At 28.9% G+C, this 26,876-nt stretch carries 23 protein-coding genes; 13 read left to right on the top strand and 10 right to left on the bottom strand.

Annotated elements, in window-relative coordinates; translation table 11 throughout:
- Positions 1-35 precede the first annotated feature (35 nt).
- The 4 genes from nadD to lysM all read right to left on the bottom strand — a co-directional run bounded on the left by nadD (position 36) and on the right by lysM (position 2,735).
- Complete coding sequence (nadD, locus tag DAD81_RS06095) at positions 36-614, bottom strand: nicotinate (nicotinamide) nucleotide adenylyltransferase (RefSeq protein ID WP_111707343.1); 579 nt, start codon at positions 612-614, stop codon at positions 36-38.
- Complete coding sequence (gmk, locus tag DAD81_RS06090) at positions 615-1,190, bottom strand: guanylate kinase (protein ID WP_111707342.1); 576 nt, start codon at positions 1,188-1,190, stop codon at positions 615-617.
- Positions 1,191-2,048, bottom strand: a complete 858-nt coding sequence (locus DAD81_RS06085) for a YicC/YloC family endoribonuclease (RefSeq protein WP_111707341.1) — start codon at positions 2,046-2,048, stop codon at positions 1,191-1,193.
- A gap of 201 nt (positions 2,049-2,249) precedes the next feature.
- On the bottom strand, positions 2,250-2,735 hold the full coding sequence (gene lysM, locus DAD81_RS06080) for a peptidoglycan-binding protein LysM (RefSeq protein ID WP_111707340.1): 486 nt from the start codon (positions 2,733-2,735) through the stop codon (positions 2,250-2,252).
- 124 nt (positions 2,736-2,859) lie between these two features.
- On the opposite strand from lysM, the gene upp reads away from it, so the two are divergent.
- Positions 2,860-3,510, top strand: a complete 651-nt coding sequence (gene upp, locus DAD81_RS06075; protein WP_111707339.1) for a uracil phosphoribosyltransferase — start codon at positions 2,860-2,862, stop codon at positions 3,508-3,510.
- Here upp and DAD81_RS06070 read toward each other — a convergent pair.
- Positions 3,505-4,428: a hypothetical protein gene (locus DAD81_RS06070; RefSeq protein WP_111707338.1), complete on the bottom strand. Its 924-nt coding sequence runs from the start codon at positions 4,426-4,428 to the stop codon at positions 3,505-3,507. The genes upp and DAD81_RS06070 overlap by 6 nt on opposite strands.
- A 40-nt stretch (positions 4,429-4,468) precedes the next feature.
- Here DAD81_RS06070 and DAD81_RS06065 point away from each other — a divergent pair, with 40 nt between their 5' ends.
- From DAD81_RS06065 to DAD81_RS06020, 10 genes are all read left to right on the top strand, one after another.
- Positions 4,469-4,666 (top strand): DUF6341 family protein, encoded by a 198-nt coding sequence (locus tag DAD81_RS06065; protein ID WP_111707337.1) that lies wholly within the window; start codon positions 4,469-4,471, stop codon positions 4,664-4,666.
- Between the two features lie 47 nt (positions 4,667-4,713).
- Positions 4,714-5,385: a tRNA (guanosine(46)-N7)-methyltransferase TrmB gene (gene trmB / locus DAD81_RS06060; RefSeq protein ID WP_111707336.1), complete on the top strand. Its 672-nt coding sequence runs from the start codon at positions 4,714-4,716 to the stop codon at positions 5,383-5,385.
- Positions 5,386-5,395: 10 nt separating this feature from the next.
- Positions 5,396-5,731, top strand: coding sequence for an MGMT family protein (locus DAD81_RS06055; RefSeq protein ID WP_111707335.1), 336 nt, complete (start codon positions 5,396-5,398; stop codon positions 5,729-5,731).
- A gap of 108 nt (positions 5,732-5,839) precedes the next feature.
- Positions 5,840-6,964 (top strand): Mrp/NBP35 family ATP-binding protein, encoded by a 1,125-nt coding sequence (locus DAD81_RS06050; RefSeq protein ID WP_111707334.1) that lies wholly within the window; start codon positions 5,840-5,842, stop codon positions 6,962-6,964.
- A gap of 3 nt (positions 6,965-6,967) precedes the next feature.
- The gene (locus DAD81_RS06045) at positions 6,968-7,216 is read left to right on the top strand and encodes a NifU family protein (protein WP_111707333.1); all 249 of its coding nucleotides are present in this window, start codon (positions 6,968-6,970) and stop codon (positions 7,214-7,216) included.
- A 113-nt stretch (positions 7,217-7,329) separates the two neighbouring features.
- On the top strand, positions 7,330-8,133 hold the full coding sequence (locus DAD81_RS06040; RefSeq protein WP_111707332.1) for a DUF3108 domain-containing protein: 804 nt from the start codon (positions 7,330-7,332) through the stop codon (positions 8,131-8,133).
- A 54-nt stretch (positions 8,134-8,187) separates the two neighbouring features.
- Positions 8,188-9,447 (top strand): peptidoglycan DD-metalloendopeptidase family protein, encoded by a 1,260-nt coding sequence (locus DAD81_RS06035; RefSeq protein ID WP_111707331.1) that lies wholly within the window; start codon positions 8,188-8,190, stop codon positions 9,445-9,447.
- 26 nt (positions 9,448-9,473) lie between these two features.
- Positions 9,474-11,042 carry a glucose-6-phosphate isomerase gene (gene pgi / locus DAD81_RS06030; protein WP_245949179.1) on the top strand — a complete coding sequence of 523 codons (1,569 nt, stop codon included), beginning with the start codon at positions 9,474-9,476 and terminating at the stop codon, positions 11,040-11,042.
- A 235-nt stretch (positions 11,043-11,277) separates the two neighbouring features.
- A complete protein-coding gene (locus DAD81_RS06025; protein WP_245949178.1) occupies positions 11,278-13,821 on the top strand; it encodes a TonB-dependent receptor in 2,544 nt (847 codons plus the stop codon).
- 12 nt (positions 13,822-13,833) lie between these two features.
- Entirely contained in the window at positions 13,834-15,453 is a 1,620-nt protein-coding gene (locus DAD81_RS06020; RefSeq protein WP_111707328.1) for a hypothetical protein, read from the top strand.
- 405 nt (positions 15,454-15,858) lie between these two features.
- On the opposite strand, the gene DAD81_RS06015 is transcribed toward DAD81_RS06020, so the two are convergent.
- Complete coding sequence (locus tag DAD81_RS06015; RefSeq protein WP_157961087.1) at positions 15,859-18,564, bottom strand: endonuclease; 2,706 nt, start codon at positions 18,562-18,564, stop codon at positions 15,859-15,861.
- Between the two features lie 257 nt (positions 18,565-18,821).
- A complete protein-coding gene (locus DAD81_RS06010; protein ID WP_111707395.1) occupies positions 18,822-19,796 on the bottom strand; it encodes an endonuclease/exonuclease/phosphatase family protein in 975 nt (324 codons plus the stop codon).
- Between the two features lie 164 nt (positions 19,797-19,960).
- Between DAD81_RS06010 and DAD81_RS06005 the strand changes: the two genes are divergently transcribed.
- Positions 19,961-21,994 carry a tetratricopeptide repeat protein gene (locus tag DAD81_RS06005; protein ID WP_111707326.1) on the top strand — a complete coding sequence of 678 codons (2,034 nt, stop codon included), beginning with the start codon at positions 19,961-19,963 and terminating at the stop codon, positions 21,992-21,994.
- A 49-nt stretch (positions 21,995-22,043) separates the two neighbouring features.
- Positions 22,044-23,267, top strand: a complete 1,224-nt coding sequence (gene hflX, locus DAD81_RS06000; RefSeq protein WP_111707325.1) for a GTPase HflX — start codon at positions 22,044-22,046, stop codon at positions 23,265-23,267.
- A gap of 98 nt (positions 23,268-23,365) precedes the next feature.
- On the opposite strand, the gene DAD81_RS05995 is transcribed toward hflX, so the two are convergent.
- The 3 genes from DAD81_RS05995 to DAD81_RS05985 all read right to left on the bottom strand — a co-directional run bounded on the left by DAD81_RS05995 (position 23,366) and on the right by DAD81_RS05985 (position 26,750).
- Positions 23,366-24,079 (bottom strand): LytR/AlgR family response regulator transcription factor, encoded by a 714-nt coding sequence (locus DAD81_RS05995; protein ID WP_111707324.1) that lies wholly within the window; start codon positions 24,077-24,079, stop codon positions 23,366-23,368.
- Positions 24,076-25,182 (bottom strand): sensor histidine kinase, encoded by a 1,107-nt coding sequence (locus DAD81_RS05990; RefSeq protein WP_157961086.1) that lies wholly within the window; start codon positions 25,180-25,182, stop codon positions 24,076-24,078. Before DAD81_RS05990 ends, DAD81_RS05995 begins: the two co-directional genes overlap by 4 nt.
- 95 nt (positions 25,183-25,277) lie before the next feature.
- Positions 25,278-26,750, bottom strand: a complete 1,473-nt coding sequence (locus tag DAD81_RS05985) for a CotH kinase family protein (RefSeq protein ID WP_111707322.1) — start codon at positions 26,748-26,750, stop codon at positions 25,278-25,280.
- Positions 26,751-26,876 lie beyond the last annotated feature (126 nt).

Below are 26,876 nucleotides of genomic sequence, written 5' to 3'. Positions count from 1 at the left end.
ATAAATCAATTAGTGTTAAAAGTAAGCTAAAATTATTATTTATAGAAGTTCATTTCATCAACATACTTCCATACATCAGCTGGTAACATTGTACTTATGTCTTTTTTATCTTTTATTGATTTTCTAATAAAAGTTGATGAAATTTGTACTATTGGCGCATCTATTCTATGGACTTTTGGATGCGTTAAAAGCTCACTTTCTGTTTTTCCATCTGAAATTCTTGGGTACACATACAATTCATAATTTTTTAAAATAGTTTTATAATTTTTCCATTTATGAAAACCTTTTAAATTATCCTCTCCCATAATTAAACAGAATTGATGTTCTGGATATTTTTCTTCTATATGAATTAATGTATTTATTGTATAATTTGGCTGAGGAAGCTTAAATTCAATATCAGAAGTTTTTAACTTTCTGTAATTCTCTACTGCAACATTAGTAATAGCCAATCTATGTATATTATCAAGTATAGACTTTTTCTTTTTAAAAGGACTTAAAGGCGTAATAACAAACCATACTTCATCTAAATCGGAAAATTCAGCCATATAATTTGCTATAATCATATGCCCCACATGAATTGGATTAAAAGTTCCAAAAAATAAGCCTACCTTCATTTATTTTGTGAATTTTTCAACTAAATTATAAGCAGATTTTTTTGCAAGATCTAAATCATCATTAACTAAAACAACATCAAAATCCTTAGCATATTTCATTTCCTTTTCTGCTTTTGCTACTCGCTCTTTAATTTTCTCTTCGCTATCAGTTTTTCTACCTCTTAATCTACGCTCCATTTCTTCAATAGATGGTGGCTGTACAAAAATGGCAAGTGTATTTTCTGAAAATTTATTTTTAATGTTTAAACCTCCAATAACATCAATATCAAAAATTACATGTTTGCCTAGCTCCCAAATTCTTTCCACTTCCTTTTTTAAAGTACCGTAAAAATTATCCGTGTAAACTTCTTCCCACTCAATAAAATTATCCTTTTCAATATGATTTTTAAACTCTTCTGCTGAAATAAAATAGTAATCTTTTCCATTTATTTCTTCACCTCTACTATTTCGTGAAGTTGCTGAAATAGAAAAATCTAAATTAAGCTCATCTTGCTTTAACAAATGATGTACAATTGTTGTTTTACCTGAACCTGAAGGTGCTGAAAAAACAATAAGTTTCCCTTCCTTTTTCGTCATTTACAATACGTTTAAGTTTTGTTCTTTTATTTTTTCTAACTCGTCTTTCATCTGAACTACACACTTTTGCATTTCTGCAAAATTTGATTTAGATCCAATTGTATTAATTTCTCTCCCAATTTCTTGAGTTATAAAACCTAGTTTTTTCCCATTTGAATCAGAGGATTTTAATTCTTTTAGAAAATACTCTAAATGATTTTTTAAACGAACTTTCTCTTCCGTTATATCTAGTTTTTCAATATAATAAATAAGTTCTTGTTCAAACCTATTTTCATCTATTTTAGTTTCTAACTCTGCAATAGATTTTCTAAGTTTTTCTTTAACCTGCTCTACTCTTTTTGGATCTATCTCAATTACTTTTTTTAATAGCTTCTCAATATTGCCAATTCTTAACTCAAAATCTTCAAGTAAAACTCCACCTTCATCAATTCTATATTGATTAATTTTTACAATTGTCTCATCTATAGTTTTGTTTATCTGATGCCATTCTTGTTCATCTAATTCTTCACGTTCTTGTTTTAAAGAATCTGGCATTTTTATAGCCATTTTTAGTAATTCTACTTCATTTGAATCAACAACATTTCTTAATTGACTCATATATTGTTTTACAACAGTTTCATTTACATTTGAAGAAAGTTCACCTCCATTATTTTCAATATAAATTGAAAAGTCAACTTTTCCCCTTACCAAAAAAGATGCTAATTTTTTACGAATGTATAATTCCTTTTCTCTATAATATTGAGGAATGCGGACATTTAAATCTAAATTTTTGCTATTTAACGATTTAAGTTCAATCGTAATTTTTTTTGTTGGTAATTGTAATACGGTCTTGCCGTAACCTGTCATTGATTGTATCATATAATATGAAAATTTAGGCAAATTTAATGCATTTTATTATAAAAGGACTATTTTATCCATTTGCGTTTGGATATAAGTTTAATTTTATAAATCAATTTTAATAAAAAAGCAGGAAAGTGAAGATTAATTCTAAATCTTAGAAGTTTTAACAAAAAAAAGACTGCCTTTTGTTTTTAGACAGTCTTTTGTTTTTTTTAATATTTAGTCTAAAGCAGGTATTCTTAATACTTGCCCTGGATAAATTTTATCTGGATCTGTAAGCATTGGTTTATTCGCTTCAAAAATCACAGGATACTTCATAGCATCTCCATAATATTTTTTTGCAATTTTACTTAAGTAATCACCTTTAGCAACAGTATGAAACTGAGCCTCTGGCTCTTCAACTTCAACAGACATTCTATCATCAACAGTTGCAATACCTTCAGTATTACCAACAACTAAAATCACTTTCTCTTTTGTTTCTTGAGAATTAGCTTGCCCCCAAATGATAGCATTGTCGCCATCTACTTCAATGTTTAAGTCTAACACTTCAAAACCTAAAGCTTCAACAGCTCCAGATAATTTACCAGCTTTTAATTTAGCCAATTCAGCCGCTTCCATCGCAGCTTCGGCAGCTTCTTCTTCAGTTGTTTTTCCAATACCAAAAACTTTCGCTCCAGCATTTTTAATAAATGAAAATAATCCCATCCTTTTTTCTTTTTTTTAATTAATAAACAATTTAAATATTCTGATTGAAATATACAAAAATTAAATTAATTGATACATTAACAATCTCAAATTAAAGTTTTATTTTTGCTGAAAATACTTAAATATGATTGTCAACATTTTAGACTCAAAAAAAACTATACTAAATAAATTTATTTCTGAAATTAGAGATGAAGTAATTCAAAAAGATTCGTTACGATTTAGACGAAATATTGAAAGAATAGGTGAAGTTATTGCTTATGAAATGAGCCAAACTTTAATTTATGAAAAAGTTGAGACTAAAACACCACTTGGCACTAAAACAATAGAATTACCAAAAAAAGATATTGTTCTATGTTCTATTTTAAGAGCTGGACTACCTTTACATAATGGGTTACTTAATTATTTTGACCACGCAGAGAATGCATTTATATCTGCATATAGAAAACACATATCTGATCAAAAGTTTGAAATTAAAGTTGAATATTTTGCTTCACCTAGTTTAGAAGGAAAAACGTTAATCTTAGCAGATCCTATGTTAGCTACTGGACAATCTTTAGTGAGTGTTTTTGAAGCTTTAAAAAAGAATGGTACACCTAAAGAAATTCATGTAGCTTGCGTTATTGGCTCAAATGATGGTATTAAATTAATTGAAAAACATTTACCTGCTGAAACTAAATTATGGATTGCTACAGTTGATAATAAACTTAATGAAAAGGGGTATATTGTTCCTGGTTTAGGAGATGCTGGCGATTTAGCTTATGGTGTAAAACTATAAAAAATAGACTAATACAGATACTGACAGCAGTAAATACAAAATCACATTTTTAAAAGTTTCAGATCCTGTTTTCTGTAAAAAATTGGTAATTATAATTGAAGATGGTAACAACATAAACCATATTTCGGAACCATTTTTTATAGGAGATAAAATAACCACTGCAATAGAAATTAATAAATGAGCAATTAACACCTGCCAACCCAATTTAAATTGGTTACTCATTAACGCTACTTTAGGTGCTAAAAAAACAACACACCAAATTAACAAAGTAATTAACAAAGTAATTGGAATTAAAAGATTTAGCGCATTATAACTTCCAAAATTCAAGTTATAATTGAAATTAAAAGCACTATAAAAAACTTCCATCTTATCAAAGTAAAAATAGTAAGTAAAAAAAACAAATATTGGCGCAGCACATCCAATTATAGGAATAAATAATTTTTTCACATTAACTTTTCGGTAAATAAACATTGCTAAGTATATTAAAGGTATAAACAATATACTCCAAAAATAAAATAAGGATGAAATTCCAATCCAAAATGCTGCATCAAATAATTTTAAGTTAGTATAAAAACCAGAATTTAAACTATAAACCTTTCTAAAAGCAAATAATAAGAAAAGGTTAGAGAAAAAGAACTTTTCAGAATTTAGAGTCTCATAAAATGTAACTAAAAATAGTATTAAAATAAGCAACGTAAAAGAATTATCATTTGTTAAACTATTTTTTTTTAAAATAAAATTAATTACCAAAAACATAAATATAAAACCAACCAACAATGCAAATTTTGAAGATATTACGGCTAATGAAAATTCTACAAATTGCGTTAAAAAAGTTGAAATAATATAAAATACTGTGAAGAGTATTAATAGATTAACAACGATTACTGGTTTAGTTTTATTAAAAAAATTTGCTATCATTACTATATTTCATACTTTTGCCTGTAAATATAACTAAGAAATGATTGCAAACAATATTTTTAAAGCGATAGGAGATTTTTTCACAAATGTTTTATTCGTTCCTTACCATAACATAAGAACTATGGATAATTGGTGGATTCAAAACAGTATTAGCGCTGTTTTTATTTTAATTGCCTTTATTGCAATGCTTTATTGGATTGGCGAAATTAGAAAATACAAAAAAGCTGGAAACGAGTAATTTCCAAACTATTTTCATTTCTTTATCCTTTATAAAAATCAATACTTTTGGGAAGCAAAAATAAACTTAAAAGATTTCGTGAAAACGAAACTTTTCCTAATGTAATTCAACCAACTCGAGAAGAAGTTTTGGAAGGATTTTCAAAAAAAGGAAAATGGAATACTTTTTTTAACAATAACAATCCAATTGTTTTAGAACTTGGGTGTGGAAAAGGTGAATATACAATTGCGCTAGCTCGTAAAAATCCTAATATTAATTATATTGGTATTGATATTAAAGGTGCTAGATTTTGGCGCGGAGCTAAAACAGCAATTGAAGAAAACCTAACAAACGTTGCTTTTATTCGAACTCAAATTGAATTGGTAGATTTTATTTTTGCAGAAAATGAAATTGATGAAATTTGGATTACTTTCCCTGACCCTCAAATAAAATACACAAGAACAAAGCATAGAATGACAAATGCTGAATTCTTAAAAAAATACCATCATGTGTTAAAACCAGATGGTTTTGTAAATCTTAAAACCGATAGCGAGTTTATGCATGGGTACACTTTAGGATTATTGCACGGAGCTGGACATGAAGTAATATATGCCCATCATGACATCTATAAAAATGCGCACTCACCAGAGGAAGTTATCTCAACACAAACTTTTTATGAAAGTCAGTATTTAGAGGTTAACAAACCTATAACTTACATTAAATTTAGAGTTCGTTATTAATATTTAACGAATGGAAAACGATAATTTTTTTCAAAAGGTCTATAAAGTTGCCAAACAAATCCCGTTTGGCAGAGTAACTAGTTATGGAGCAATTGCCAAATATTTAGGAGCTGCTAAATCTGCTCGAATGGTTGGTTGGGCTATGAACTCTTCACACAATATGGAAGAAATTCCTGCTCATAGAGTTGTAAACAGAAAAGGTCTTTTAACAGGTAAACAGCATTTTGATGGCACAAACTTAATGCAACAATTATTAGAGAACGAAGGCATTATTGTAAAGGAAAATCAAATTCAAAATTTTGAAAAGGTGTTTTGGGACCCGTATAAAGAACTACCTGTAACTTAGTTAGCTTTTATCTGTAACTTAGCAAACACTTCTTTTTTAATCTTATCTTTTAGATATTCATTAGAACTCTGTATCTTTGTTGTTTAGAATGATTTTACATAAAGAATTATGAGTTATAACAAAAATGATATATTAAAAGCACTTGAATCCATTACCGCTCCGGGAGAAGGAAAAAGTTTAATTGAAAGTGAGTCTGTAAAGAATATAGTAACATTTGACAAAGAAATAATTGTTGATGTTACAATTGCAAACCCAAGTTTACAAGCTAAGAAGAAGGTTGAAGTTGAGATTATGAAAGCTATTCACCAACATGTGGATCAAAAAGCTGACGTAAAAGTAAACGTTACATCTGAAACTAAAAATGAGCCTTTTAAACCTGAAAAACCAAAAGTACCAGGAATTCAAAATATTATTGCAATTGCATCAGGAAAAGGTGGGGTAGGAAAATCTACCGTAACAGCAAATATGGCTATTTCTTTGCAAAAAATGGGATTTAAAGTTGGTATTTTAGATGCCGATGTATATGGACCATCAACACATTTAATGTTTGATGTTGCAAATGCAAAACCATTATCTATTGAAATTGATGGTCGCTCAAAAATGCAACCAGTTGAAAGTTACGGTGTAAAAATTCTTTCATTAGGATTTTTTACAGATGCTAATCAAGCCGTTATTTGGAGAGGAGCAATGGCTTCAAAAGCATTAAATCAAATGATTTTTGATGCACATTGGGGAGAATTAGATTTCCTTTTAATTGATTTACCTCCAGGAACAGGAGATATTCACTTATCAATTGTACAATCTGTACCAGTAACTGGTGCTGTAATTGTTAGTACACCTCAAAACATAGCTTTAGCCGATGCTAAAAAAGGAGTTGCAATGTTTAAACAAGAAAGTATTAATGTACCAGTTCTTGGTATAGTTGAAAACATGAGTTACTTTACTCCTGCTGAACTTCCAAACAATAAATATTATATATTTGGACAAGATGGAGCTAAAAATTTAGCTGAAGATATTGAAGCAGCATTTTTAGGTGAAATTCCGTTAGTACAAAGTATTCGTGAATCAGGTGACGTTGGTCATCCTGCAGCATTGCAAGAAAATTCGCCAATAGAAAAAGCTTTTTCAGAAATAACTAAAAATACTTTAACACAATTAGTAAAAAGAAATAAAGATTTACCACCAACAGATGTTGTAAGAATTTCTACCATGAGTGGATGTAGCACAAACTAATTTATGAATCCAGAAGAACTTAAAATAAAAGTAGAAACTGCCCTACAAGAGATAAGACCTTTTTTAGAAGCAGATGGAGGCAACATATCATTAGTAGAAATTACTAATGACACTGTAAGCGTGCAATTAGAAGGAGCTTGTTTGGGTTGTTCTGTAAATCAAATGACTTTGAAAAACGGAGTAGAAGCAACAATTAAAAAATATGCACCACAAATTAAAAGAGTAATAGAAATTAACGGTATTAATTTTTAATATCCCCTTTAATTTAACGTGATTTAATAAAAGCTTAACTAATTATTGTTAAGCTTTTGTTATTTTTGGAACAATAGTTGTATTTTTTAAATAAACCATATGAATCTTAAAAAATGAAAAGGTACTTATTTATATATTTCTTATTAATATCAATTTCTTCTTTCAGTCAATCTGTAAAAGTTGAAAATGATGCCACTTATAAAAATGCTTTTAAAAGTGGCGAATGGTTAAAGTTTAGAATGAGTTACAGTAATTTTTTAAACGCAGGCTATTCTACAATAGAAGTTAAAGACACTTCAAATAAAGGAAAAGAAGCATTTCATATAACAGGAAAAGGAAAATCTACAGGGTTAATAAGTTTGTTTTTCAAGGTTAAAGATGATTACCAAACATATATGTATAAAGAATCTTTAAAACCTTACCGCTTTATTAGAAAAATAAATGAAGGTGGATACACAAAAGATAAAGAGATTCTTTTTGATTATGATAAAAAAGAGGCTATAGTAAAAAACCACAAACACAATACAGAAAGCAAACATCAAATAAGTGATGAGATTCATGATTTATTATCATCTCTTTATTTTTTACGAAATCAAGACTTAAGCAATTTAAAAGTTGGGCAAGAAATACAACTACAAATGTTTTTTGATCAAGAAATAAATAATTTTAAACTTCATTTTTTAGGGAAAGAAGTTATTAAAACTAAATTTGGCAATATAAATACACTTGCGTTTAGACCAATGGTACAAGCTGGAAGAGTTTTTAAAAAACAAGAAAGTGTAACAGTTTGGGTTAGTGATGATAAAAATAAAATTCCTCTAAAAATTAAAGCTTCTTTAGCTGTTGGATCTTTGCGTGCAGATTTAGATGCTTTTAAAGGATTAGCTCATCCTTTTAACATAATTTTTAACAATTAAATTGTACTTTTGCGTTTTAATTTTTTTAACCATTAATTCGTAAAAACAAAACCTTTGAAAAAATTAACACTTTTACTTATCACCCTCTTAATTATTTCTTGTAAAGAAGATAAACCTATTACAACAGTTTCAAAGCCAGTACCAGTTATACCTAAAGATGTTTATGAATTTGGTTTCAATTTAAATAATTTTAAAGTAATTAATGACACTATAAAATCTGGAGAAAATTTCAGTGAAATTTTAGACAGAAATCATATAGATTACCCAAAAGTTCTTGAAATTGTAAATAAAATTAGAGATTCTTTTAACGTTAGAAAAATAAAAAGTGGTATTCCATATACAATTTTAGCTAAAAAAGACTCCACTGAGAAAGCCGAAATTTTTATTTATAAACATTCAAAAGTAAGATATACCGTAGTAAATTTTAAAGATTCTGTTATAACCGCATACAAAGGTAAAAAACCTGTTACTGCAGAGTTAAAAACCGCTTCTGGTGTTATAACCAGTAACTTATCTGAAGCAATAGAAAGCCAAGGATTTAGCCCTTACCTAACCTACAAAATGGCAGACGATATTTATGCTTGGACTATTGATTTTTCAAGACTTCAAAAAGGCGATAGGTTTAAACTTATATACGAGCAACTTTATATTAATGATACTGTTCCTGTAGGGATTGGCGAAGTAAAATCTGCGCTTTTTGAACACGGCGGAAAAGAATTCTACGCATTTAAATATGTAGCTGATACAATCTTAAAAGTCCCAGATTACTTTGATGAGAAAGGAACAAATTTACGCCGTCAATTTTTAAAAATGCCTGTGAAATTTAGTAGAATTTCATCTCGTTATAATTTAAGAAGAAGAATTGCTTTTTATGGAAACAAAATAAGACCTCATTTAGGAACTGATTTTGCAGCTCCAATAGGTACACCTATTATGGCTACCGCAAATGGTACAGTAATTGAATCTAGAAGAAAAGGTGGAAATGGTAATTATGTAAAAATTAGACATAACGGAACTTATAGCACTCAATACTTACATATGAGCAAACGTGCAGTAAAAGTTGGGCAAGTTGTAAAACAAGGAGATGTTATTGGTTATATTGGAATGACAGGAAACACATCAGGCCCTCATGTTTGTTATCGTTTTTGGAAAAACGGAGTTCAAGTTGATCCACTTCACCAAAAATTACCAGCCGCAGAACCAATGAAAGAAGCAATAAAACCTGCTTATTTTAAATATATAGAATCATTAAAAAATGATTTGGATGCTATTAGCTATCCTAAAATAACTGAAGAAATAAATATTCCTGCTTAGGAATTAGAATCATAATATTTTTGAAAATGAAAAATGTAAACCCAACCGAAACAAATGCTTGGCAAAAGCTTTCAGACCATTATAACGGTTTTAAAAACGAACAATTAAAATCGCTCTTTAATAAAGATGAAGACAGAAAAGAAAAATTCACTATCAATTTTGATGAATTTGAATTTGACTATTCAAAAAATAGAATTTCAGAAGAAACCATAAGTCTTTTATTAGAACTTGCAAATGAAGTTGATTTAAAAAGCGCTATGGATTCTTATTTTTCTGGCGAAAAAATAAATCAAACTGAAAAAAGGGCTGTTTTACACACCGCATTACGTACTCAATTAAATAATGAAGTTATTGTTGATGGTGAAAATGTTTTACCAGAAATAAAAGCTGCTCTTAAAAAAATTGAAGTTTTCACTAACAAAGTTGTATCTGGAGAGTGGAAAGGTTACACAAACAAATCTATAACCGATGTTGTAAATATTGGTATTGGAGGATCTGATTTAGGACCTGATATGGTTGTTGAATCATTAAAATACTATAAAAATCATTTAAACGTACATTTTGTTTCTAACATAGATGGAGACCACGTACAAGAAGTAATTAAAGATTTAAATCCAGAAACTACTTTATTTGTAATTGTATCTAAAACTTTTACAACACAAGAAACATTAACAAACGCTACAACAATTAAAAAATGGTTTTTACAATCAGCTTCAGCAAATGATGTTGCAAAGCATTTTGTAGCAGTTTCAACTAACTTAAAAAATGTTAGTGAATTTGGAATTGACAATGATAACATTTTCCCAATGTGGGATTGGGTTGGAGGTCGTTTTTCACTTTGGAGCGCTGTTGGACTTTCAATAAGTTTAGCCGTAGGTTTTAACAACTTTAATAATTTATTGGTTGGTGCTTTTGAAATGGATGAACACTTTAAAAACACTCCGTTTGAAAAAAATGCACCAGTTATTTTAAGTTTAATTGGCATTTGGTATACTAACTTTTTTAAATGTGAAACTGAAGTAATCTTACCTTACTCTCAATATTTAAGCAAATTAGCCCCTTATTTACAGCAAGCCATTATGGAAAGTAATGGAAAAAGCGTTGATAGAAATGGAAACCCTATAAATTACCAAACAGGAAATATTATTTGGGGAGCTCCAGGTTCAAATTCTCAACATGCTTTTATGCAATTATTGCACCAAGGAACAAAATTAATTCCAGCAGACTTTATTGGTTTTAAAAGTTCATTATACGGAGATTTAGATCACCATACTAAACTTATGGCCAACTTCTTTGCACAAACTCAAGCGTTAGCTGAAGGAAAAACAAAAGAAGAAGTTCATTTAGATTTGAAAACTCAAGGTAAAATGGATGAAATTGAAACATTGTTACCATTTAAAGTTTTTGAAGGAAACAAACCAAGTACAACCATTTTAATTGATAAATTAACCCCTAAAACCTTAGGAAGTTTAATAGCGTTTTATGAACATAAAATTTTTGTTCAAGGTATTATTTGGAATATTTTTAGCTATGATCAATTTGGAGTTGAATTAGGTAAAGAGCTAGCAAATAAGAATTTACAAAAAACAAAATAATCACCCTTCCCTCTATTAAATCAATAGATATTAACAATTTTTTATGTTTATTTTAAGAATTGTTAATATCTATTCACTTGATTTACAGCCTAATTTTTAAGTTTTCGTATATTTATTTGTCTTAATTATTTGTTAAATTTTAACAATTAATTAAAGATAGAGTGAACAAAATTATGCATTTTTGCAAAACATTTAATTCAAATTTAAAAACATGAGAAAATTTAAAAATTTGCTAATGGTAGTAGTAATTTTCACTACAACTTCCATTTTTGCTCAAACAAAGCTTACCGGTAAGGTAGTTGATGAATCGAGCCAGCCTCTACCTGGCGCTTCAATTGTTATTCAAGGAACAAATTCTGGAGCATCTACAGATTTTGATGGAAATTTCACATTCGATGCTGCAACTTCAAATGGTACAATTTTGGTTTCATTTGTTGGATTCGAGCCTAAAACAATAAAATTTAGTGGAGCAACTAACTTTGGATCTATTAGTTTAAAACCTTCTGCAGAAAGTTTAGATGAAATTATTATTACAGCAACTTCTTTTGCTATTGACAGAAAGACTCCTGTTGCTGTTTCTACTATTAAAGCTGACGCAATTGAAATGAAATTAGGAACTCAAGAGTTTCCTGAGATTCTAAAATCAACACCTGGTGTATATGCTACTAAATCTGGTGGTGGATATGGAGATTCTAGAATTAACTTACGTGGTTTTAGTTCTGAGAATGTTGCAGTTATGATTAACGGTATTCCTGTTAATGATATGGAAAGTGGAGCTATTTACTGGAGTAACTGGGCTGGTTTATCAGATGTAACTAGTGCAATGCAAGTTCAAAGAGGTTTAGGAGCTTCTAAAGTAGCTGTGCCTTCTATCGGTGGTACAATAAATATTATTTCTAAATCTACAGATGCAGAGAAAGGTGGAAATGTAACAATGTCTACAGGTAATAATGGTTACCAAAAATATGGTATGACATTATCTACTGGATTATTGGATAACGGCCTTGCTATTACAGCTTCTGCTGCTAAAATTTCTGGGAATGGATATGTTGATGGAACACAATTTAATGGTGTTAATTACTTTTTAAATATATCTAAAATTATTAGTGCAGACCATAAATTATCTTTTAACGTAATTGGAGCTCAACAAACTCACGGACAAAGATATAACACAAGAACTATTGCTCAAAATAGAGCAACAGAGCAAGGTGGTAAAAGATTTAATCCAGATTGGGGTTATAGAAATGGAAAAGTAGAAAATATTTCTTATAACTTTTACCATAAACCTCAGATTTCTTTAAATCATGATTGGACTATTTCTGACAAAACATATGTAACTACGGCGGTTTATGCTTCTTTTGGTACAGGTGGAGGAAGAAGAACTGATGGTTCTGGGAAATTCACAAATAATGATTATCGATTAGGAGATATAGACCAACCGATAGATTTTGACAGAATAGTTGCTGAGAATAAAGCAAATGGAGCATTAGGTTCTACAGATGTTTTTGCTGCTTCTGTTAATAATCACGAATGGTATGGTGTTTTATCTACATTAAAAACAGATTTATCAGATGAATTAGTTTTATCTGTTGGTTTAGATGGTAGATATTATGTAGGTACTCACTATTATGAAATTACAGATTTATTAGGAGGTCAATTTTATCAAAATCCTAAATCAAATGATAACAACTACAATGCACCTTTGCAAGTAGGAGACCGTTTTAATAGAGATTATGAAGGAAGAGTTTTAAAATATGGAACTTTTGCACAATTAGAATATAGTAAAGATGATTTATCTTTATTCTTATCACCTTCTATTTCTAATACTAGATATGGTAGATCTAGTTTTTTAGATGATTCATCAAATCCAAACGGTAATGTTTCTAAAGATGTTAATTTCTTAGGATTTGGAGCAAAAGGTGGAGCAAACTATAACTTAGATGATACAAATAATGTGTTTGCAAATATTGGTTATTTTTCTAATGCGCCATTTTTAACAGGTGGAGTATTTGTAGATAAAGAATCTGTAGATTTTAATGAAGATGCTGCAAACGAAAAAGTTTTTAGTGCTGAAATAGGGTATGGTTACAGAACTGAAAAATTTAATGCAAATGTAAATCTTTACAGAACTTCTTGGTTAGATAAATCTATCTCTCCATCAATTCAAGATCCTAATAATGTTGGACAGTATTTAAATACAAACATAACAGGATTAGATGCCTTACACCAAGGTATAGAAATTGACTTTGTTTATAAATTAACTGATAAAATAAAAGTTAATGGAATGTTATCTTTAGGAGATTGGGAATGGAAAAGTGACGTACAAGGAGATGTATATCTTGATAACGGAGAATTATATAGATCTATCATTATAGATGCTAAAAATTTAAAAGTTAATGATGCTGCACAAACTACTTATGCTTTAGGTATAGACTATAAAGCACTAGAAAACTCATCTATATTTTTAGATTATAATTACGCGGGAGATTTATATGCAAATTTTGACTTTAGTAGAGGTACTGAAGATAGATTAGATACTTGGAAATTACCAGCATATCATTTATTCGATTTAGGATTTAGACATGGCTTCACTATTGGAGGTTTAGATACTACTATATCTGGTAAAATGAATAATATATTTAATGTTGAATATATATCTGATGCATATGATAAAACGGAAGAGATAAGCGCAGGAGTATTTGAACATAACTCTACAAATGCAGGAGTATACTACGGAGCAGGAAGAACATTTAGTCTTGCAATGAAAATTAAATTTTAAAAATATATAATTATGAAAAAATTAATTTATTTAATACTGGTTTTAGGCGTTGTATTTACGGCCTGCGACCCACTAGACGATATTAATTCAGCTATTGATGCTGTAGATAACCCTATTGTGGGTGATACAGAATATACTTTAACTGATGATGATTATGATACTTTAGAGTTAACATTTGGGAGTTTTAATTCTGAAGATGCCGCAAAATCTGATATTCCAGCATTATTAACTGATATGTTTCCTGTTTGGGGAAAAAGTTCTTCAGTTTTAGTTGGTTATAATCTGTATGTTGGAAATGCTCCTGGTGTAAGTGATTATACTTATGCTGATAAATATGAATTAAATGAAGGAGATTATGCCAACGCAGGTGCTGATGCAGCTGCTTATGGTGTTTTTACAGCAGCATCTCCAGCAGGTCTAAATTTACCTAGTATTTTAGAAAATAATATTGATGCTCCTACAAGTGGAGATATTATATTAGCTAAATACAAATACGCTGAAGAACCATCTGACCCTTCTGTTATTTATACTATGAATAATGATGATTATCAAATAATAGTAGATGGTGTTGCTAGCAGTTCAGATACAGCTGTAAGTAGCTTGGTTAGTAGTTATGGTGATAGTGAGTTTTATACTGGTGCTAGTGTATATTATGGTAATTTTGATAATAGACTATATAAAAGAGAAGGACAAGCAGATCTTGATGCTCTTGCAACTGATGAAGAGAAAATTGCTTTAGTTAATGCTAGAGTTCAAGAAGGTGTTCTATGGTTTTTAAAAGGTAAATTTCCTAATGCAGTACCTGAAGTAAATGGACAAACTGTGTTTTACGTTATTACATATAAAACTTATGATGGTACAAATACACTTTATCCTACAGTAATTTATAAATGTACAGCTTCAGGTTCTGATCCAGAATTTGAATTGGTAGATGGACCAGGTGAAGATGTTGTTTACCAAGCATCTACTGTTACTGAAGATAGAGGAGACTATTATTCTTATACAGGTAGTAAATGGGAAAAAGTATCAGGTGTATATTTCATTGGATCAGGTGATTTTGATTCAATGGGAGAAGCTTCTGGGCAACCTGGAAGATATAATAACTTTGGAAGTTCAACACCTCCTGGAGATTATTTACCAACATTTTTAAATATCAAATATCCTTATGCATTAGAAGGAAATGAAATGATAGTTGTTTATGATTATTATTCTAGTTCAAGCGGTGCACAAATTCGTGGTGATTTATACACAAAAGCGGCTAACGCATGGTCAGGTTATAAATCTACAATTAGTACAACATTACAATTTGGACACGATGGTACTACTTGGGTTCCTGATAATACTATAAAGTATACATTAATAAGAAACGCAGATTATGAATATATGGCTTCTCAATTAACGGGTGCTGAATATTCAGGGTTAACAGGGAATTTAGCTAATTACGGCGATTTTGATTATAACTGGAGTACTTCTCAGATTGAATACGCATTAAGTCTTTTATTAGATCATATTGCTACAAATACAACAGAAGGTCAAAAGTATAGTTTAACTTATGTTATCTATGATAATGGTGAGAACGATTATATTTCAAACTTTATAAGACAAGATGGTTCTTGGGTTGTAAATGAATAAATTCACATAAATAATTAATAAAAAACCACGCTAATAAGCGTGGTTTTTTTATGTCTTTTTATTATTTAATCATTAAAAATAAGGTGAAAAATAGAGTTTAGAAAAGGTACTGCAGAGTTCTTTAAAATTTAAAACCTTAATCTCCCTATAATTCTAATCCATTTAGAAGCCAATTATTGGGTAGTTAAAAAGTAAAATTTGTTAAAGCATTAATCATTAAAAATATAAAAATTTAATATAATAAACGCTCAAATTCCTAATAATAAAATTACAGCAGGTTAAGTAACTAAATTTAGAATAAAGAGTAAGTATTCTTACATTTCTAATGTCCCCAAAATTTAAAACAACTTATAATTGTTATCTCCTCAAATTAAATAGCAGTTTTCAAGTGTTTTATATTAATTACTACTCTTTAATTAATTTTAAAATAACAGGTTTATCTAATTGTATTTTTGCAATATAAACACCGCTAGACAATGCACCTAGGTTTAACTGAGTTTTACCTGAAATTACGGGATAAGTTCTAGTAGAAATCAACTTTGATTGTATAGAATACAGTTCAATAACAACTTGGTCAATATCTAATAAAAAAGAGAGATTAACCATTCCTTTACTCGGATTTGGAAATGCTGTAATTCCATTTAACAAATTAATAGATTTTGAATAAACACCTTCACAAACAACGGCTGTTTTTACTTCAACTAAATCTCCTTGTTTCACATTAATATTAAACATATTACTATCTGTTTCTAATATATTAATACCATTAACCGATACGTTATAAGGTGCTGTACCTTTTTCAATTTCAATAGAAACTTTATTAGAGTTAACATTTGATTTTCCAGAAATAAAACTTCCAGCTTTAACATCTATAGAAAAACATTGACTATAATCCTCTCCAACAACAGAAATACAAAAATCATATACTTTAGGCGCTAAATCATTAATTTCTAAATCATCCGTAAAGTTATATTCAACTCCATTAATAGTTGTTAAGTAATTATAATTTTCTTTAGGAGCTATAATTAATTGTCCATTATTTTTATCAGGACAAGTTTCACCAACTGATGATATTTTAAAATTATCAGAGGTTAATATAAAACATCCAGTAGCATTTACCAATGCCCCAACAATTGTATTAGGACAAGTATCTATATTATTGGTTACTCCATCATTATCGTCATCTAATTGGCTTTCTGAACAACCTTTCTCATTTACATTTTCACCAATTGGAGTGTTTTCACAAATATCAATATTATTCATAATTCCGTCTTCATCATCATCTAACTGACTGCTTGAGCAACCATCTTCATTTGTGTCTTCACCACTAGGTGTATTTGCACATTTATCAATACTATTTTGTACACCATCATTATCATCATCTAATTGTCCAATTGAACAACCTGTTTCATTTACAGCTTCTCCATTTGGCGTATTACTACATAAATCATTAATATTAAGTATTCCATCATTATCACTATCATCACTTAATTCTTCAGCAGTAATTACAAAACTATCAACAGTCCACCTTGTAGGTTCATTGTTTGAATAATATTTAAAAGCAACATAAACATCCCCCGAAATTGAACTTATATCTATATTGGTAAAATTAAATACCTCTTCTGTACCTGATCCATTCGAATGCGTAGGAATAGAAACATTTGGAACATTTAACCACGTAAAATCACTTGGATTACCTGTTCCATCATAATTGTTAGAATAAACTAATGTTAATGTTGAATTTCCATAGGCTGCATCAGTATAAAAACTTAATTTTTCATTTTCACTATTTTCAAAATCTATAGGATTTGTTGTAATTAACCAATCTTTGCTTAGTACATTTTGCTGATAGCCATTTATACCTATAGACCCCGAATTATTTTCACCAAATTGAGATTCACATTCCCAATCTTTATTACTTGCTTCATTGTAAGTAATAAATTTTAATTCATTACAATTCTCAAAATCTTCAAATAATAGATACTTTGGACCTTCTAACGTTTTAAATTTTATTTCATCACTTGTTTCTGAATAGTTTGAAGCCGCATCTCTTGCTAAAACTGTTATAGCATAATTTGTAGCTGCTTTTAAATTAGATATAGCTATAGAATTAATGGTTGAAGTTTGTAAATAAACACCATCTAAATAAATTAAATAATCATAAACTCCAATATTATCTGTTGAAGCTTCCCAATTTATATTCACAGTTTTATCCGTTGTTTCTGTTGCTACTAAATTTAATACTTTACTTGGAGCTTCAGTATCTGAACTAGCATTGTCCCACCATTTATCTTCAGCATTTATACCTCCCCATATTACGGTTGCTAAATAAGGATTATCAATAAAAGGGTTTCTGTTTTCTTGAATAAGTGAAAGTTCATTATTTCTATTAATTTCAAAATCAGAAACAGGATCTTCAACATTCCAATTTAAAAATAAATCTATCATATTAGGATCAATAGTTAAACTGTTTCCAAAACCTATATTTATTGGTAAACAATTTGTCTCTGAAACTTTTGAACCATCACCGTGATAACGCATATACATATACATAACAATACGAGCTATATCACCTTTCCACTCATCACCCGGGTACCAACCTCCAGTACTTGTAATTTCAGAATTTCCACTACCAGAATCAAACTTTCTATTACTTCTAGAAGAATTTCTATCTCTGTCTGCGGGTCTTAAATTATGAACATCTGTTCCAGGACCAGGTTCATCTGTTCCAAAACTAGGATTTGCTATAGATTTTGCAAAAACATGTTCTCTATTCCAAACTCCTGAAATATTTTGTCCAGAATCTTGAAGATTTTCATTTCTTGTTCTGTCGGTTTCTGGATTGCCATCTGTATCATTAAAACCATATATTAATATAACATTTGAACTAATATTAGGGTCTTCATCTGCAATTTTACAAGCATCCCAAACATCTACGGGAGAACCTGTATAAGGAATACCTTTATGTGTTTCTTCAAGTCTATTGGCTAGTTCTAAGAATAATTCATTTCCAGTTTTTGTTAAATCTAACCCATTATAATAGGATTGAATTTGAGAATAAGAAGGAATTGCAAATAAAACGAACAGTATATATAATAAATAATTTTTCACGTTTAATGTTTTAAAATAATGATTCTTTAAATGAAAATGACATTTCACTAAAATAAATTCAAATTTATTACATATTTACGTAACAAAATAATTATCAGGTTCTTTTAGAGTTAAATTAAGTTGAATATTTAATAATTTGTATAGAATCTTTTTTGTAAAACATCTGATATATTGAACTTATTTCAGCATCTGAATATGTTATTAATGTGAGGTACTTCATTATAGTTAAGAATAATAAATCTTGAACCAAAGAAAACTTAGTCATTCTTTTTTAGATAAACATAAACAGGAAAATGATCACTAAAACCTCCTAAATACCATTTACCAGCAAAAGTTCTAAACGGATTTCCTTTATATTTCCCTTTCCATTCCTTTAAAAAATACCGATCAAAAACCTCAGCATATTTAAAAGAATGTTTGTTCTTTTCAACATTTATAAAATTTTTAGAAAAAATAATCTGGTCAAATAAATGCCAATCTTTTTTATAACTAGAGGACCCATTTCCGGTATCAATAAGTCGTTCCATTGGATTATAAAAGTTCTCTGTTACCAAATGATTTTTAATACTTTTACTTGTTGGATCATCGTTAAAATCTCCCATTATTATAATTTTAGGATTTTCTTCTTTGCTCTCAATTTTATCAACTATAGATACAACAAGTTCAGCTGCTTTAATTCTCTTTTCCTCTGTCATATCCACACCACTTCTTCTTGAAGGCCAATGATTCACTAAAACAAAAACAAGTTCACCATTTAAATTTCCTTTCACCAATAAAACATCTCGTGTATAATCACGCTCACCATTTTCTCCTTCCAAATAAAGAGGAAAAGTTTCAGAATCTAATAATTCAAATAATTCTTTCTTGTACAAAAGCGCTACATCAATTCCACGTTCATCAGGAGAATCATAATGTACAATTCCATAATGTTCGTTTTTTAAATTATTTGAAGTAATCAAGTCCTCTACAACTTTTTGATTCTCTACTTCAACCAATCCAACAATAGCAGGGCCATAAAACGACTTTTCTGTACCTAACTGAGCTATAACATTCCCTAACTTTTTAAGCTTTCGTTTATATTTTTTATAGTTCCATTTTTTCTTTCCTTTTGGTGTAAAATCATCATCTAATGTATTAGGATCGTTCTTTATATCAAACAAATTTTCAAGATTATAAAATGCAATTGTATAGGCCTGTTTATTTTTACCAGACGATTTAAAGTATGAAAACATATAGAAATTGATTATTTTTACAGAAGCTAAAATAGGCTTTTTATTTTTGTACAGTTTAAAGTTTCGTATAATGCAATTTAATAAAAAAAAACTTTTAATAATAAATAGAAATCTTATTTTTGTATCAACAGAATAATACTTATAGTTCTCACTAAACCTAATAAATGCCATATTGCAAACACCTTAAACAAAGTTTGTTCTCTATTTTTATAATCCTAATAGTTGTTGGCAATATATTTGGTCAAATAAAAAACAAAAACCTACAATCACTATTAAAGGAGGTAAAGCAAGACACCATTCAAGTTCAATTACTTATTGATAAAGGTGACTATTTATATTATACGTTTCCAGATTCTTCATATATATACTACAATGAAGGTTTAAAAATATCACAGAAAATAAAAAATAAAAAATTTGAGGCTCTTTCATTACTAAATATAGGCTATTATTTAGATGACAAATCCCGACATAAAGAATCTTTAGAATATTACTTAAAGGCAATTGAACTTTATAAATCTATAAATGATCAAGATGGCCTAGCACATTGCTATAACTATATTGGTTATAGTTTCGCTTATTTAAATTCAATTGACAATTCTATCAAATATTACTTAAAATCATTAAATCTCTACTCTAAATTAAAAGATAGTTCTGGGATGGCTAATGTTTACGATGGCTTTGGAAACTTATATTATGATCAAGATCATTACGCAAAGGCTCACGAATACTATTTAAAATCACTTAATATTTATAAAAAAACTAATGATAAAGAAGGCTTAGTTTCTGGGTATATAAATTTAGGAAATGCCATTTCAGAATTAGGAAAGCTTGATGAAGGAATAGATCTTTACAATAGTTCAATAAAAATTTCTAAAGAGCTAAATGATACACAAGCAATTGCAATTAACTATTCCAATATTGCTGAATGCTATATTGTTAAGGAAGACTATAAAATAGCGCAAAAATTTTTAAAGGAGTCATTAAAAATTACAAAGGAGATCAATTACAAAGCGCTTTTACCAATGATCTATTCAAATATGGCTCGCATAAACTTAGAGACAAATAACTTTAATTTTGCTATTAAATATGCAAAAAAAAGTATTGAATCGGTTAAAGATGTATCATTTGCAGATATGGATCTTGATGCTCATTTATATTTAAGCACTGCCTATGAAAAAACGGGAGCATATAAAAAAGCTTATGAAGCCCATAAAAAATTTAAAAAATTTACAGACAGTATTTATAATGAAAAAAGAACGGAACAACTTGCTAAATTAGATGTTTTATACAAACTTGAATCTCAAGAAACAAAAATAGCACAACTCACTAAAAATAAGGAGATTAACTTAATTAAAAATAAAAATCATATCAACCTAATTTACATATTATCACTATTTAGTGTATTCTTCTTAATTTTAATTTATGTTTTAAATAAACAGAGAAAAGAAAATAAAAAAAGTCTTGATTTAGTTTTTATTGAAAAAGAGAAGGCCGAAGAAAGTGACCGTCTAAAATCAGCTTTTTTAGCCAATATGAGTCACGAAATTAGAACTCCAATGAATGCCATTTTAGGGTTTTCTAGTTTTCTAAAAAACCCACAACTAAAAGAAGAAAAGAGAAACCATTTTGTTGATATTATAAGTATCTCTGGAAAAAGACTTTTAACAATAATTAATGATATTATAGATATTTCTAAGATAGAATCAAATCAATTAAAAATTGATAACAATAAATTTAATATTGAAGATTCTTTGAAAGAAATTATTGAAATTCAAAAGAAAACTAATATCCAATTAGTTAATAAAGAAATTAACCTTCACTTAATCACTCCAAAATTATCTAAAACATATTTTATAAATACTGATCAAAATAGATTTACTCAAATTCTTAATAATTTAATAAACAACGCCATAAAATTTACAGATAATGGTAAAATTGAAGTTGGTTTTAGTTTAAAAAAATATCGCTCAATAGAATATTTTGAATTTTATGTTAAAGATAGTGGTTGCGGAATACCTAAAGATAAATTTAATCTAATTTTTGATCGTTTTTCACAAGCTGGAGAAAATGATTTCAAAGAAGGAAATGGTCTAGGACTTAGTATTTGTAAGGGATTAATCACCCTTTTAAAAGGTGAAATTTGGTTAGAATCTGAGGAAAAAAAAGGCACAACATTCTATTTTACACTTCCACATTAAAAAAAAAATATTTTCTGGTTGCAACTAAACAAATTTGTAAATTTGTAAAATGATAGATAAGAAAAAAGTAACATCTGAAAAAGCCGTTTTAATTGGTGTTGTAACACAACATCAAGATGAGAGCATGTCGAATGAATATTTAGATGAGTTAGAATTTTTAACTACTACTGCTGGAGGAAAAGCTGTAAAACGCTTTACACAAAAGTTAGATATGCCAAACCCTAAAACTTTTATTGGGGCAGGTAAGTTAGAAGACGTAAGAGAATATATGGAAGCTCACCATATTGAAACTGCTATTTTTGATGATGAACTTTCTTCTTCTCAATTAAGAAATATTGAAAAAGTTTTAGACTGTAAAGTATTAGATAGAACAAATTTAATATTAGATATTTTTGCTAGTAGAGCACAAACAAGTTACGCCAGAACACAGGTAGAATTGGCTCAGTGCCAATATTTATTGCCGCGTTTAACTCGTTTATGGACTCACCTTGAGCGCCAAAAAGGGGGAATTGGTATGCGTGGACCAGGAGAAACAGAAATTGAAACTGATAGACGTATAATCCGTGATAAAATTACCCTGCTTAAAAAGAAGTTAACTATTATAGATAAGCAAATGGCCGTGCAACGTAAAAACCGTGGTAAAATGGTTCGTGTTGCGTTAGTAGGTTATACAAACGTTGGTAAATCTACATTAATGAATGTAGTTAGTAAAAGTAATGTCTTTGCTGAAAATAAATTGTTTGCTACACTAGATACTACTGTTAGAAAAGTTGTAATAAAAAACATTCCTTTTTTATTAACCGATACTGTTGGATTTATTAGAAAATTACCTACACAATTGGTTGAAAGTTTTAAATCTACATTAGATGAAGTTCGTGAAGCGGATTTGTTGTTACATGTTGTAGATATATCTCATCCTAATTTTGAAGATCATATTGCTTCCGTAAATAAAATTTTAGGAGAAATACAAAGTGCGGATAAACCAACTATTATGGTTTTCAATAAAATTGATGCTTATGAGAACGAAACAATAGATGAAGATGATTTAGTTACTGAAAGAACCAAAATACATTATACTTTAAGTGACTGGGAAAAAACTTGGATGAATAAAGTTGATGAAAATAATTGTTTATTTATTTCAGCATTAAATAAAGAAAATTTAGAAGAATTTAAAGAAAAAGTTTTCGAAGAAATAAAGAAAATTCACATTACACGTTTTCCGTATAATAATTTTTTATATGATGAATATACTGAAGAAGGAGATGAAATTTAACATTTGCTTATAAAGGCATAAATAGAATCATTCTGAGCAATAGTATAGTATTTTAAGTATTTCTAACCGTACAGATTAAATGATAAAGATATTTAACCCTACGTTAAAAAATTCTTATCAATAAATTGGTGAAATTTATCTTTATACTGCTCACTAACAGGTATGTACACTTTATCGAAAACAATTCTGTTTCGTTCAATTGTACCTACTTTGTTTAAATTAACAATATAAGAACGGTGTACACGCATAAAACCTTTATTTTCCAATTGTTTTTCCATTGCTTTCATACTTAACAAGGTCATAATTGGTTTTTCATTGGTTAAATGAATACGCACATACTCTCGCATACCTTCAATATATTTAATCTCGTTTAATTTAGCACGTACTATTTTATACTCCGATTTTATAAATAAAAAATCTTCATTGCTATTAATTTGTTCTGGTTTTGAGGTTTGCAAATCAAACCAAGTTTTTGCTTTATTTGAAGCTTTTAAGAACGTCAAATAATCTATAGGTTTTAATAAATAATCTAACGCATCAACTTTAAAACCTTCAAGCGCATACTCGCTATATGCCGTAGTAAAAATTATTTTTGGTGGATTGTTTAACGATTTTACAAAATCCATTCCATTTAAATCTGGCATATTAATATCTACAAACATTAAATCTACCTTATTTTCTTGCAAATAGGTTATTGCATCTAACGGACTTTCAAAAGTTTCTTTTAACTCTAAAAAAGGTGTTTTTTCTACGTAACTCCCAATTTGCCTTAACGCTAAAGGTTCATCATCTATTGCAATGCATTGTATCATAACGGAATATTTAAATTTACTTTATAAATCTCTTTTGTTTCTGAAATATTTAAATTAAAATTCTCTTTAAATAATAAAGCTAATCTTTTTTTAGTGTTTTCTACTCCAATACCTGAATCTTCACTATCTTTTTTAGGATGATTACTATTTTCAACCGAAAACTGAAGTTCATTTTCAGTAAAACTCATTAAAATATTTATAAATGAGGGTTTATTATAACTAATACCGTGTTTAAAAGCATTTTCTAATAGTGAAGTAAATAGCAATGGTGGAATTGATTTATCTGGTATTTCTGAAGGAATTTCAACATTAATTTTTACTTTATTTGAAAAACGTAGTTTCATTAATTCAATATAACTATTAATAAACTCAATTTCTTTTTTTATTGAAGTTGTTTTTTCTTCTGAATCATACAATAAATGACGCATTAAATTAGATAATTTAATAATCGCTTTTTTAGATTCTTCCGTATCAATATCAACTAATGCGTGAATATTGTTTAACGTATTCATAAAAAAATGTGGACTAATTTGGTTCCTTAAAAAAGCCAATTGGTTTTCTACACTTTCCTTTTCAATAGTTACTTTTTCTTGTTCTAAATTTGCCCATCGCATAGATATTTGTAGGCCAGTATCAAAACCAACTACTAAAATTGCTAATATTAGGAAGTTTGCATATAAAGGTATTGGTCTTGGAGCTTTATTTGGCCCTTGATTAGGTGGTGGAAAATTTCGATCCTGAAACATTTGAGGTCTATTCCCTTCTATTTGTTCACCTCTTTGTGGCGGAAAATTAGGTTCGTTTAATCTATTGTCTGTGTTATAAATAGCTACAGAAATTACTAAAATTATAATTGAAGTAATTATAAAATATAGCGATTTTTTCTTCTTAAAAAATAACTTTGGTAATAGTACAAACCTATTCACTAAAAACAAAGCAAGTAGCGGTAAATAATTTGTCCAAACCGCATAAACTTGATCCCATTCTATTTGGTTTTCATACCTACCAAATAATAAAGGTGACGCAAATAATAATGCCCAAAATGCAATAATTATAAAAGGTTCAAACGAACTAAAAGTGTAGTTTTTTTGTATAAGTTTCATTTTTTTAGTTGTACTTATTAATTCTCTTAAATCTAAATAAATATCTTTGTTTGTACTTCTAATTAGGCAATACAAACAAAGATATTAAAACTAAACTAATCTAAATAGTTATTCACTGCACTAGCTCTGCTAGAAGCGTGTGATTTTAATGTTGATATTCCTGAATAAAAAGAACTACTTCCATTTAAAAACGTATAACCTGATATTTCTGAAGTTGCATAAGGTTCTATTAAATTAGAATACGTGTCATAAACGTTTTGTATATAACTTGTTTCAAAAGGACCATTTATTGTTGCTTGCACATAATTATCATACTTAGCTTTATAAACCTCATCTTCATATAAATATTCAATTAAAGGCCAGTCACCACTAGAAAGGTCAGAGAAATCAAGATCTAAAGAACCACCCATTTTCCCTTCTTGTAAAGCCTCATTATTATCCCAAGGAATCCAAGTAAGTAAATTATTATCTGGGTTATTATATAAGTAATAATTGTGTTCCATTCTACCATAAGTATCCCAGTTTTGAACAACTGTATTTACGGCTAAATAATTTAAAAAAGTATCTACATCTAAAACAGCTTCTAAATTGGTTCTCCATGTTGATGCATCCGATGTTCTTGTATCGTCGTGTAAGGCTGAAAATAAATTTTGAATATCTGTCCAATCTGCTTCATCTTCATTATTTTTCTTTTCAAAACCATCTTCATTAAAAGTACCTTCTGCAAAACTAGATCCATAATCTTCTGGCTTATATAAATTACCATCATCGCTAGAAAATTGAGTGTCAATTACAGTTCCATCAACTTCTTCAACTAAAGTATAAAGTCCAAAATATTCTGGTCCATTCCCGTGATCTACATAAAGTGTATAGAAAGAAGTGTTTGATACTGCCAATCCTGCATTTTTAAAAACTTCAGCAGTTACTTTTTCTCTTAAAAATGAATCGTCATCATAATTATTTTTTAAACTGAATTTTTTGAAACCATAAAATCTTTGATTTTTTATTTGTGGATAATCATCTTCAAACTCATCAAAATCCATTTTAAATGCCAATTTTAAAATACCTGCTTGCCAAGCACTTTGTAAACTAGAATTACCTTTAAAACGTAAACCCACTTTATACCATTCCTTATCATTATATATTACCGATCCTGGAACAAAAATAGGATCTTCATCAGTAGAAGTTGTAGTTGTTCCTCCAGGGGCTCCTCCACCAGGAAACGCTCCTCCAGGACCAGAACTTGTACCTCCAAAGGCTCCATATAAATCAGTCATGTCATTTAACATTGCCTCCCAATTTTCTTCTGAAATAACAAAATCAAATCTTTTCACTTCTGTATTACTAAATACTTCATTAAAATTTGGGTCTACATTTTTACTATGTGTTTCATCTGTCCAATCTGTTGGATCAAAATCAAGGTCCGTAATTTGAACTTCTGTATTTGTGCTTTCTTCAACTTCCGTTTCATTTTCTGCAAATACCTCATTTTCATCATCATTACAACTAATTAAAAAGTAAGTTGATAAAAACATTATGCTTATTGTTAGTAAAATTTTTGTTTTCATATTGTTTGTGTTTTAGTGCTATTATTTCTTTGATGCAAATTTCTTGGTTTTACAATTTATTTGAAAAATAAATCAACCAACTAGAAGATTTCATCTACCAAATAGCTTTTTTAAATAAATTACAAT

This window comes from Lutibacter citreus, from assembly GCF_003260195.1.
In the GTDB taxonomy this organism is placed as follows: Bacteria; Bacteroidota; Bacteroidia; order Flavobacteriales; family Flavobacteriaceae; genus Lutibacter; species Lutibacter citreus.
The sequence above is the reverse complement of the archived record's forward strand: the minus strand, read 5'-3'. Positions and strand labels throughout refer to the sequence as shown.

Bases quoted from the DNA above. Each gene is read 5' to 3' on its own strand.
- nadD (WP_111707343.1), bottom strand. From the start codon at position 614: ATGAAGGTAGGCTTATTTTTTGGAACTTTTAATCCAATTCATGTGGGG.
- gmk (WP_111707342.1), bottom strand. From the start codon at position 1,190: ATGACGAAAAAGGAAGGGAAACTTATTGTTTTTTCAGCACCTTCAGGT.
- DAD81_RS06085 (WP_111707341.1), bottom strand. From the start codon at position 2,048: ATGATACAATCAATGACAGGTTACGGCAAGACCGTATTACAATTACCA.
- lysM (WP_111707340.1), bottom strand. From the start codon at position 2,735: ATGGGATTATTTTCATTTATTAAAAATGCTGGAGCGAAAGTTTTTGGT.
- upp (WP_111707339.1), top strand. From the start codon at position 2,860: ATGATTGTCAACATTTTAGACTCAAAAAAAACTATACTAAATAAATTT.
- DAD81_RS06070 (WP_111707338.1), bottom strand. From the start codon at position 4,428: ATGATAGCAAATTTTTTTAATAAAACTAAACCAGTAATCGTTGTTAAT.
- DAD81_RS06065 (WP_111707337.1), top strand. From the start codon at position 4,469: ATGATTGCAAACAATATTTTTAAAGCGATAGGAGATTTTTTCACAAAT.
- DAD81_RS06055 (WP_111707335.1), top strand. From the start codon at position 5,396: ATGGAAAACGATAATTTTTTTCAAAAGGTCTATAAAGTTGCCAAACAA.
- DAD81_RS06050 (WP_111707334.1), top strand. From the start codon at position 5,840: ATGAGTTATAACAAAAATGATATATTAAAAGCACTTGAATCCATTACC.
- DAD81_RS06045 (WP_111707333.1), top strand. From the start codon at position 6,968: ATGAATCCAGAAGAACTTAAAATAAAAGTAGAAACTGCCCTACAAGAG.
- DAD81_RS06040 (WP_111707332.1), top strand. From the start codon at position 7,330: ATGAAAAGGTACTTATTTATATATTTCTTATTAATATCAATTTCTTCT.
- pgi (WP_245949179.1), top strand. From the start codon at position 9,474: ATGAAAAATGTAAACCCAACCGAAACAAATGCTTGGCAAAAGCTTTCA.
- DAD81_RS06025 (WP_245949178.1), top strand. From the start codon at position 11,278: ATGGTAGTAGTAATTTTCACTACAACTTCCATTTTTGCTCAAACAAAG.
- DAD81_RS06020 (WP_111707328.1), top strand. From the start codon at position 13,834: ATGAAAAAATTAATTTATTTAATACTGGTTTTAGGCGTTGTATTTACG.
- DAD81_RS06010 (WP_111707395.1), bottom strand. From the start codon at position 19,796: ATGTTTTCATACTTTAAATCGTCTGGTAAAAATAAACAGGCCTATACA.
- DAD81_RS06005 (WP_111707326.1), top strand. From the start codon at position 19,961: ATGCCATATTGCAAACACCTTAAACAAAGTTTGTTCTCTATTTTTATA.
- hflX (WP_111707325.1), top strand. From the start codon at position 22,044: ATGATAGATAAGAAAAAAGTAACATCTGAAAAAGCCGTTTTAATTGGT.
- DAD81_RS05995 (WP_111707324.1), bottom strand. From the start codon at position 24,079: ATGATACAATGCATTGCAATAGATGATGAACCTTTAGCGTTAAGGCAA.
- DAD81_RS05990 (WP_157961086.1), bottom strand. From the start codon at position 25,182: ATGAAACTTATACAAAAAAACTACACTTTTAGTTCGTTTGAACCTTTT.
- DAD81_RS05985 (WP_111707322.1), bottom strand. From the start codon at position 26,750: ATGAAAACAAAAATTTTACTAACAATAAGCATAATGTTTTTATCAACT.